Origin of the sequence: Sinomonas sp. G460-2 (assembly GCF_047759905.1) — a bacterium.
Lineage (GTDB): Bacteria > Actinomycetota > Actinomycetes > Actinomycetales > Micrococcaceae > Sinomonas.
In genome coordinates this window covers 1-8,130 of record NZ_JBKZWT010000163.1, presented here as the reverse complement: position 1 = coordinate 8,130, position 8,130 = coordinate 1, and the positions used below count along the sequence as shown (strand labels likewise).

Genomic DNA, 8,130 nt, shown 5'->3' with positions numbered 1-8,130 from the left:
TGGGGCCGCGGGCCGTACCCGGGCGCGTCGGCGGAGCTCGCCGCAGCGATCCGGGCGGCGCGCCTCACGCCCTAGGCCCCTGTTGGGCTGCGTTGCGTGCCAACGCGTACGCGTTTCCGGTCTCGAGCGATCCCTGAGCGACGACACGCCGTAGGACACGCCGACCGGCGGCCCGGTGCCGCCCAGTACGCGTACTCGATGGAACGCACCCAGGCCCCGGCTCGGGGCTACGATGGGCGCGCACGCTCCGCCAGCCGAAGCCAAGCCGGGCAAGAGTCAGGAGAAGCCATGCCGAATCGGCCAGAAGTCATCGTCTTCGACGTCAACGAGACCCTCTCCAACATGGGCCCCATGGGCCAGCGCTTCGCGGACGTCGGCGCGCCCGCGGGGCTCGCGAAACTCTGGTTCGCGGCGCTCCTGCGCGACGGCTTCGCGCTGACGGCGGCGGGGGACAACCCCTCGTTCGCCGAGGTGGGCGCCGAGGTGCTGCGCGGGGTGCTGCGGGGCATCAACCTGGACCGCGGACTTGACGAGGCGGTGCCGTACATCATGTCCGGCATGCTCGATCTCGGCGTCCACGCGGATGTGGCGGGCGGCGTTCGGGCGCTGCGCGACGACGGGTATCGCCTCGTGACGCTCACAAACGGCGCGACGGCGGTCGCGGAACGGCTGTTCGAGGGCGCGGGGATCCGTGACTGCTTCGAGGCCCTTCTCACGGTCGAGGACGCCCCCGCATGGAAGCCAGCCGCGTCGGCGTATCGCTACGCCGCGGACGTCTGCGGAGTGCCGGTTGAGGAGATGCTGCTCATCGCCGTCCACCCGTGGGATATCCACGGCGCCGCGCGCGCCGGACTGCAGACCGCGTGGGTTGAGCGCGGCGGGGCGGCGTACCCTTCGTACTTCTCGGTCCCCGACATCATGGCGGCCGGCATTGACGGAGTCGCGGCCGCGCTGCGCGAGCGATGACGCGCTCCTGACTCCGCGCGTCGAGCTCTTGACAGGGGCATCGCGGGATTAATAAAATCGAAGGACAAATTCATCTGTCCGGCCTGAAGACCCCCAGCATTCAGGCCGGAGGCACCAGCCGGGCGCTCCAGCAGCACGCTGTGCGCCCGGCTGGAGGCGCCCCCCGCCACCCGCGGTCTCGCATCAGCTCGGGCGGCTGCGGCCGCCGTGCGAAAGGTCTTCCCCCATGACCACCGAATCCTCCCCCCGCACCAACCACTCCTACGGCTGGGTCCCGGACGTCCCGGACCAGCGCGACCACCTCTTCGCCGCGCCACCCGCCGTGCTCGGCGCCCTCCCGCCGTCGGCCGATCTCACGGCACAGTGCCCGCCCGTCTACGACCAGGGCCAGCTCGGCTCGTGCACCGCGAACGCGATCGCGGCGGCGCTCGAGTTCGACGCCGACAAGCAGGGCATCACTGGGTACGCGACCCCGTCTCGGCTCTTCATCTACTACAACGAGCGGGTCATGGAGGGCACGGTCGCGAGCGATTCCGGCGCCCAGATCCGCGACGGCATCAAGTCGGTCGGCGCTCAGGGCGCGTGCCCCGAGACCGAGTGGCCGTACGTCATCGCGCAGTTCGCCGTCCAGCCGACCCAGCAGTGCTACATCGACGCCAAGCAGCACCGCGCCGTCGCGTATCAGCGCGTCTCGCGGACCCTCCAGCAGATGCAGGGCTGCCTCGCGGCGGGCTACCCGTTCGTGTTCGGCTTCACGGTCTACGAGTCCTTCGAGAGCCAGCAGGTCGCGCAGAGCGGGATCGCCCCCATGCCGGCCCCGAACGAACAGGTCCTCGGCGGGCACGCCGTCGTCGCCGTGGGCTACGACAACACAAGCCAGCGCTTCCGCGTGCGGAACTCGTGGGGCACGGGCTGGGGCCAGGCGGGGTACTTCACCCTGCCGTACCAGTACCTGCTGTCAACGGGACTCTCGAGCGACTTCTGGACCGTTCGCACGGTGAGCTGAACCGTCCTTCCGCTGCCCGCCCAATAGCCGGACCTGAGACGGGTGTTGGGCGGGTTAGCTGTACCCCGAGACGGGTGGGTCAGCCGCCGAAGGCCACGCCGGGAGCGCGATGGATGTGCAGGTCCGGCTCGTCGGCGCGCTCGGTGAAGGGACGGTTCTCGTCGGGGTTGAGGGGGTATTCCCAGTCGGCTCCGGCCTGCCCCTGGAGGTCCGCGTAATAGATGAGCGTCCCCGGCGCGGGGACCACCGTGGCCAGCCCAATGGAGTTCTTGAGGAACGCGGGGTCCAGGCACAACGCCCTGCCCGCCCCAGTGGCCCGGAAGGGAGCCGGGGGGAGGGACCCTGCCGGCGCGGCGGCGGTTCCGTACAGGATGGCGAAGCCGGCGCGGCTGTACAGATCGGCCGCGGCGTGGAGGAGCGCGGTGCCGAGCTCCGAGGATTCGGGGGCCGTGATCGAGGTGATCTGGGCGGCGAAGACCAGGGTCAGGCGCTCGAGCTGCAGGTGGCCGGAGAAGGTCCCGGGTTGGCGGAAGGCCTCGACCGCGGGTTCGGCGACGAGGACGGCGTGCCGGCCCCTGACATCCGTGGCGATCAGCACGGACGAGACCGCGTTGACGGCCGCCGAGTACCCGCGGGCATGCGCAGAGGCGAGCACCTCGTGGAAGTGCTGGGTGCCCTGTTCGGCCGCGTCGAGGGCTGCCGAGGCCGTCCCGTTGGCAACGGCCTGCGCCAAAGCCGGCGGGACGATCGTCGAGAGGCCGTAGATGCGGGCGAAGTCATCAGTGCGAACCCTGCGGAGGCTGAGGGGGAGGGGACTGGGGTATGAGGCTGTCTGCCCCGCTGCTGGATCCATCATCGTCTTTCTGTCTGGGGGAGGGTGCCTCGCGCCGGGCGCGGGGCGGATTCGGGTGCGTTGAGGGGGTGCGAGATGGGGCGAGTTCGGGGAACGGACGGTGAAATGGGCCGGCGGAACGAGCCGGCGGAATGGACGGCGGCATGGGCTTGTGGAACGGATCGGTGGATCCGGGCGCGGCGTCGGCGCGGGGCTGCCCCCAGCGGCAGCCCCGAGCCTTCGCCGTGCACCAACCTCCTTTCTGCGAAAGCATGCGTCTGCGGGCGGGACGCCTACTCCTTGGTGGCGCCCGCGGTCGTGTTCATGATCCGGCGTTGGAAAATGAAGAACAGGACGGCGACGGGGATCGTCATGAGCGTCGCCGCCGCGAGTTTGATGGGGAACTGCGAGCCCGCACTGAGGGCGCCCGAGGCGAGCTGAGCCGTGCCCTTCGTGAGGGTGAACAGGTCCGGGCTCTGCGTCGAGATGATCATCTGCGGGAGCTCGTTCCACGAGGCCTGGAACGAGAGGATGAACAGCGTGATGAGCGCCGAGCGGGACATCGGCAGCACCACCGACCAGAAGCGGCGGAACACGCCCGCGCCGTCGATCTTCGCGGCCTCCTCGATCGAGGGGGAGACCGACTCGAAGAAGTTGCGCATGATGAATACCCCGGCCGCGTCGGCGAGCATCGGGATGATCATGCCCGAGTACGAGTCGTACATCCCGAGTTCCTTGATCACGAGGAATTTCGGGATGAGCAGCACGACGGGCGGCACGGCCATGACCGCGATGAGGGCCGCAAAGACCACGTTCCGGCCCTTGAACGGCAGCCGCGAGAGCGCGTAGCCGGCCATGGAGTCGAACAGGACGCGCCCCGCCGTGACGATCACCGTCACGACGACCGTGTTGCCGAGCCACAGCGGCAGGTCCGTCTCGAAGAGCCGCTGGTACGCGGCGGTCGTGAAGGTCTGCGGGACGAGCGAGACGGGGTTGTTCGCGGCGTCGGTGTCCGTCTTGAACGAGTTCGCGAGGGAGACGATGAACGGGTAGATGTACACGAGCGCGAGCAGCACGAGCAGCGCGTACGTCCCGACCGTCCCGCCCCGGAGCGGGCGTCGCCGCCGCGCGGTAGGGCGGAGATCGGACGACGGCGGAGCCCCCTCAGCTGCCCCGGGCTCGCCGGCGCGGTGCTTGCCTGGGTGGGCGGGCGCCGTCGTCTGTTGGCCTGAGCCGCCCGCCGGGCCGGCGGGGGAGAGCCTGAGTTCGTCAGCCACGGGTCCGCCTCCGTCTCGGCGTGCGGTCGCGTTCGCCGAGGAGCGCGCGCTGGATGATCGTGAAGATCACGATGATCGCGAAGAGGATGAACGCGATCGCCGCGCCGCGCCCCCACGCGTTGTTGATGAACGATTGGGAATAGGAGAGGAACGCGGGCGTGAGAGTCGTCTTGGCGGGACCGCCCTTCGACCCGACGTAGATCTGGTCGAAGATCTGCCACGTGCCGATGAGTCCGAGCGTCACGACCGTGAACGTGGTGGGCCGGAGCATGGGCAGCGTGACGTACCAGAAGCGCTGCCACGCGTTGGCGCCGTCCACGAGCGTGGCCTCCTCGATGTCCTGCGCGATCTGCTGGAGCGCCGCGAGGTAGATGAGCATGAACGTGCCGGACGTCGTGAAGATCGCCATGATGATGAACACGAGCATCGCGGGGCTCGGCCCGGAGACCCAGTCAAACCAGGTGAGGCCCAGGAAGCCCGTGCCCGACGGCGCGTGGACGCCGAGCGCCTCGAGGATCACCCGCACCACGCCGCGGGTCTCGGTGAACCAGCCGGTCCCGGACCCGCCGAGCGCCTGGACCACGCCGTTGACCGCGCCGCTCGCGGAGAACAGGAACAGGAAGATGACCGTGATCGCCACCGAGGACGTCACGGACGGGAAATAGAACGCGGTGCGGAACACGCCGCGCCCCGTGAGGAAGCGGCGGTTCACGAGGATCGCGAGGAAGAGCGAGATGGCCGTCTGGACCGGCACCACCAGCACCACGTACCACGCGTTGTTCCGCAGCGAGGTGCCGAAGTCCGTCTGCGCGAGGCCGGGCTTCGCGAGGAGGGCCGAATAGTTGTCGCCGCCCACGAACTTGACGCCCGAGGAGAAGGGGCTGCCCAGCCCGTTCCAGTTCGAGACCGAGACCCACGCCGCGAGGAGGATCGGCAGCACGAGGAAGAGCCCGAGGACTATGAGGATGGGGGCGGTGAAGAGCCAGCCCGCGATCCCGTCGCGGCCCCGGATGCCGGGGCCGCGACGGCGCGGACGGGCTGTGGCCGGGGGTGGCCGCAGCGCGCTCGTCATGAGGATCTCCTAGGAGGGCCGGGGGCTACGAGAGGCCCGGGAGGCCCGAGAGGTTGTTCTGGACCTTGTCGAGGATCGACTTCGGGTCCGTGGTGGCCAGGGCGTCGAGCTGCGAGTCGAAGTCCTTGATGACGTCGCTGATGCCCGCGACGCTCGGGATCGACTTCGACGACGCCGCGCCGTCGAGGAACGCGGTCTGATCCGGGAAGGCCGTCTTCCACTGGTCGGCGACCGACTGGACCGACGGCATGACGCCGAACGCCTTCGCGAAGCCCATCTGCTGCTCGGGCTGCGTGAGGTACGTGACGAGGTCGAGCGCGCCGCCCTTGTTCTTCGACTGCGAGGCCATGCCCCACCCGCCGTCGTACTGGATGGTGCCCTGTCCCTTGGGGCCGGCCGGGAGCGCGACCGCCTTGTACTTGACGGACGAGTAGTCCTTCGTCATGGCGCCGGAGATCCAGTTGCCCTCGATGGTCATCGCGGCCTTCTGGGTGCCGAACGCCTCGCCGCCCCAGCCCGCGCCGACCTGCGACGAGAACTTCATCGCGCCCTCGCCGAGCAGCTTCTTGGCGTACGTGAGGGCCTGGACGTTCGCGCTCGAGTTCGCAGCGGCCTTGCCACTGTCGTCCACGAGCCAGCCGCCGGCCTGCGCCATGAACGCGCCGAGCCGCTCGAACTGCCCGGACACCGAGAGGCCCACGTGCTGCGGCGTGGTCAGCTTCTTCGAGACCGCCTCAAGCTGATCCCACGTCTTCGGGACGTCCGAGTCGGTGAGGCCCGCGGCCTTCCACATGTCCGTGTTGATGATGAGGCTGAGCGTTGAGAAGTCCTTCGGGGCGGCGTAGGCCTTGCCGTTGACGGTGAACGCCTTCACGAGGGACGGGTAGAAGCTGTCCTTGTTCTTCATCTGGTCGACGTATGGCTCGAGCGAACCGTTGCCGGCGTACGTGGCGATCGTGTCGTTCGTGACGTAGAAGAGGTCCGGCGGGTTGCCGCCCGAGAAGCCCTGTGAGAGCTGCTGGCTCAGGTCGGAGGCCACGTTGACCGTGGCCGTGGTGCCGGACTGCTTGGCCCACGCCGCGACGGCGGCCTTGACCGCGGTCGTCTCGGCGTCGCCCGAGGAGCCGATGAGGATGGTGAGCGGCTGGTGGTTGTCGGCACCGGCCGCCGCCGACGAGGACGACGTCGAGCCGGCGTTCCCGCCGCCGCAGGCCGAGAGTGCGAGCGCGGCGGCGAACGCGGCGGCCGCAGCGATGCTTGCCCTCCTGGTGATGTTCATTCGTGCTCCATTTCTTTCAGGGTGAGGTGTTCTTTTCAGGGTGAGGTGCTGCCCGGGGTGGGCAACGAGCTCGTGCGAACTACGAGCTCGGGAATGAGAAGAGTTGAGTCGTCGGGGGCCTGCCGGCGCCCGTCGAGCTGCGAGAGGACGCTCTTGAGCGCCCACTGGGCCGCGTCCTCGAGCGGCTGGCGCACCGAGCTGATGCCGAGCGCTGCCGCGGTGGGGCTGTCGTCGAAGCCGACGACGGCGGCCCGGGCACCTGCCGCCTGGACCGCGCCGAAGGCGCCCACGGCGAGCGAGTCGGACGCGCACACGAACGCCGTCGCGCCGGCCCCGAGGAGCCGCGTGGTTGCCTCGGCGCCTGTGAGGATGCCGTCCTGCTGCGAAGAATCCAAGGACCGGCGCTGACGCGGGGGGACGCCAGCGCCGGCCATGGCCTCCTCCCAGCCGCGGCGGCGCTCGTCACCCGTGCCCGAGCCCTTGGGCCAGCCCACGAACGCGATGCTGCGGTGGCCGAGCTCGAGGAGGTGCCGCGTGGCCCGCGCGGTTCCCGCAGCGCCGTCGACGTCGATCCATGCGTGGGCCGGTTCCGACGCGCCTCCGCGGGCGGGCCACGGGCGGCCGAACACGGAGAACGGAACCCCGTGGCCGGAGAGCCAGCGATATCTGCTGTCGTTGGGGTGCGTGCCGACGAGCACGAACGCGTCCGCGGCGCGCGCCTGGGTGAGGACGGAGAACTGGCGGAGCTCGTCCTGGTCGGATTCGGCCGTGTAGAGCATGACGCGGTAGTCCTGCTTCTCGGCCTGTGCTGTGAGGGCGTGCAGGAAGCCGTCGAGCACCACGCCGCCGATCCCGTCCCGCACGGGGTCCAGCCGGTAGGCCAGGACGCCCGATCGGGCCGTGCGCATCTGCCGGGCCGCGGCGCTGCGCACGTAGCCGGTCTCCTCGATCGCCGCGAGCACTCGCTTGAGCGTCTCAGGCTGGAGCCGTTCGGGGTTGTTGAGCGCGTTGGAGACAGTCTGGCGTGAGACCCCGGCCTGCGCCGCGACGCTTGAGACGGTGGGTCGCGGGGTAGTCACGGGGGTGTGCGCACTGCCCTCAACCATTGCCGCTCCTCTCCGTCGTGAAGCCTTTCGCGGCTTTGATCGATCAACTAGGGTGGTTCGTAGTTATTTGATTGATCAAATCCGGGGATGTCTCCAGAATTGACTACAGGGCCCGAACGTGTCAAGCACCTCACAGGAAGCGATCCGAATCCCATGCCAGAGAAGCTCCAGCCTTTCCTCCACGATCTCGAGCTCGTGTTCCGCGCGCCGACCCAGGCGTGGTCGGATCGCGATGGGCAGATCCGCGCCGGCGATTCGGGCCAGGCGACCGTCCAGGGCGTCATGCATTCCGACGTGCGCGTGCTGAGCGAGGCGGTGCTCGAGGTGGCCGGCAAGGAGCCCGAGCCGGCCGGATCGTGGCACGACGGCGCCGCGCTCGTGCTCGTGGGGCTCCCGCGCAACGTCGACGGCCCGGGCGCCGATCCGACCACGCGGCTCACTCGGACGCGCCGCGTCGAGGCGGGGTCGATGCAGGAGGAGATCGAGTTCTCGTGCGCGACGGGCGGGCCCGTCACGGCCGAGGTCACGGTCCGGCTCGCGGCGGACCTCGTGCCGATGGAAGCCGTGAAGTCGGGCTTCCCGGCCGATCCGG

The 8,130-nt window shown here is 69.6% G+C and carries 8 protein-coding genes; 3 read left to right on the top strand and 5 right to left on the bottom strand.

Features of this window, described 5'->3' with window-relative positions:
- Positions 1-288: 288 nt before the first annotated feature.
- Together ACLN58_RS14335 and ACLN58_RS14330 are read left to right on the top strand one after the other, a co-directional pair.
- Positions 289-966 (top strand): haloacid dehalogenase type II, encoded by a 678-nt coding sequence (locus tag ACLN58_RS14335; RefSeq protein WP_415855937.1) that lies wholly within the window; start codon positions 289-291, stop codon positions 964-966.
- Positions 967-1,192: 226 nt separating this feature from the next.
- On the top strand, positions 1,193-1,972 hold the full coding sequence (locus tag ACLN58_RS14330; RefSeq protein ID WP_415855936.1) for a C1 family peptidase: 780 nt from the start codon (positions 1,193-1,195) through the stop codon (positions 1,970-1,972).
- A 79-nt stretch (positions 1,973-2,051) separates the two neighbouring features.
- Here the strand turns inward: ACLN58_RS14330 and ACLN58_RS14325 are convergent, their stop codons facing one another.
- From ACLN58_RS14325 to ACLN58_RS14305, 5 genes are all read right to left on the bottom strand, one after another.
- Positions 2,052-2,828 (bottom strand): hypothetical protein, encoded by a 777-nt coding sequence (locus ACLN58_RS14325; protein ID WP_415855935.1) that lies wholly within the window; start codon positions 2,826-2,828, stop codon positions 2,052-2,054.
- A gap of 269 nt (positions 2,829-3,097) precedes the next feature.
- Positions 3,098-3,886 (bottom strand): carbohydrate ABC transporter permease, encoded by a 789-nt coding sequence (locus ACLN58_RS14320; RefSeq protein WP_415855938.1) that lies wholly within the window; start codon positions 3,884-3,886, stop codon positions 3,098-3,100.
- Between the two features lie 187 nt (positions 3,887-4,073).
- Positions 4,074-5,153 (bottom strand): carbohydrate ABC transporter permease, encoded by a 1,080-nt coding sequence (locus ACLN58_RS14315; RefSeq protein WP_415855934.1) that lies wholly within the window; start codon positions 5,151-5,153, stop codon positions 4,074-4,076.
- Positions 5,154-5,178: 25 nt separating this feature from the next.
- Positions 5,179-6,432 (bottom strand): extracellular solute-binding protein, encoded by a 1,254-nt coding sequence (locus ACLN58_RS14310; protein ID WP_415855933.1) that lies wholly within the window; start codon positions 6,430-6,432, stop codon positions 5,179-5,181.
- A gap of 35 nt (positions 6,433-6,467) precedes the next feature.
- Positions 6,468-7,538: a LacI family DNA-binding transcriptional regulator gene (locus ACLN58_RS14305; protein WP_415855932.1), complete on the bottom strand. Its 1,071-nt coding sequence runs from the start codon at positions 7,536-7,538 to the stop codon at positions 6,468-6,470.
- A 153-nt stretch (positions 7,539-7,691) separates the two neighbouring features.
- Between ACLN58_RS14305 and ACLN58_RS14300 the strand changes: the two genes are divergently transcribed.
- The coding region (locus ACLN58_RS14300; protein ID WP_415855931.1) for a glycogen debranching N-terminal domain-containing protein at positions 7,692-8,130 on the top strand (439 nt) is incomplete at its 3' end.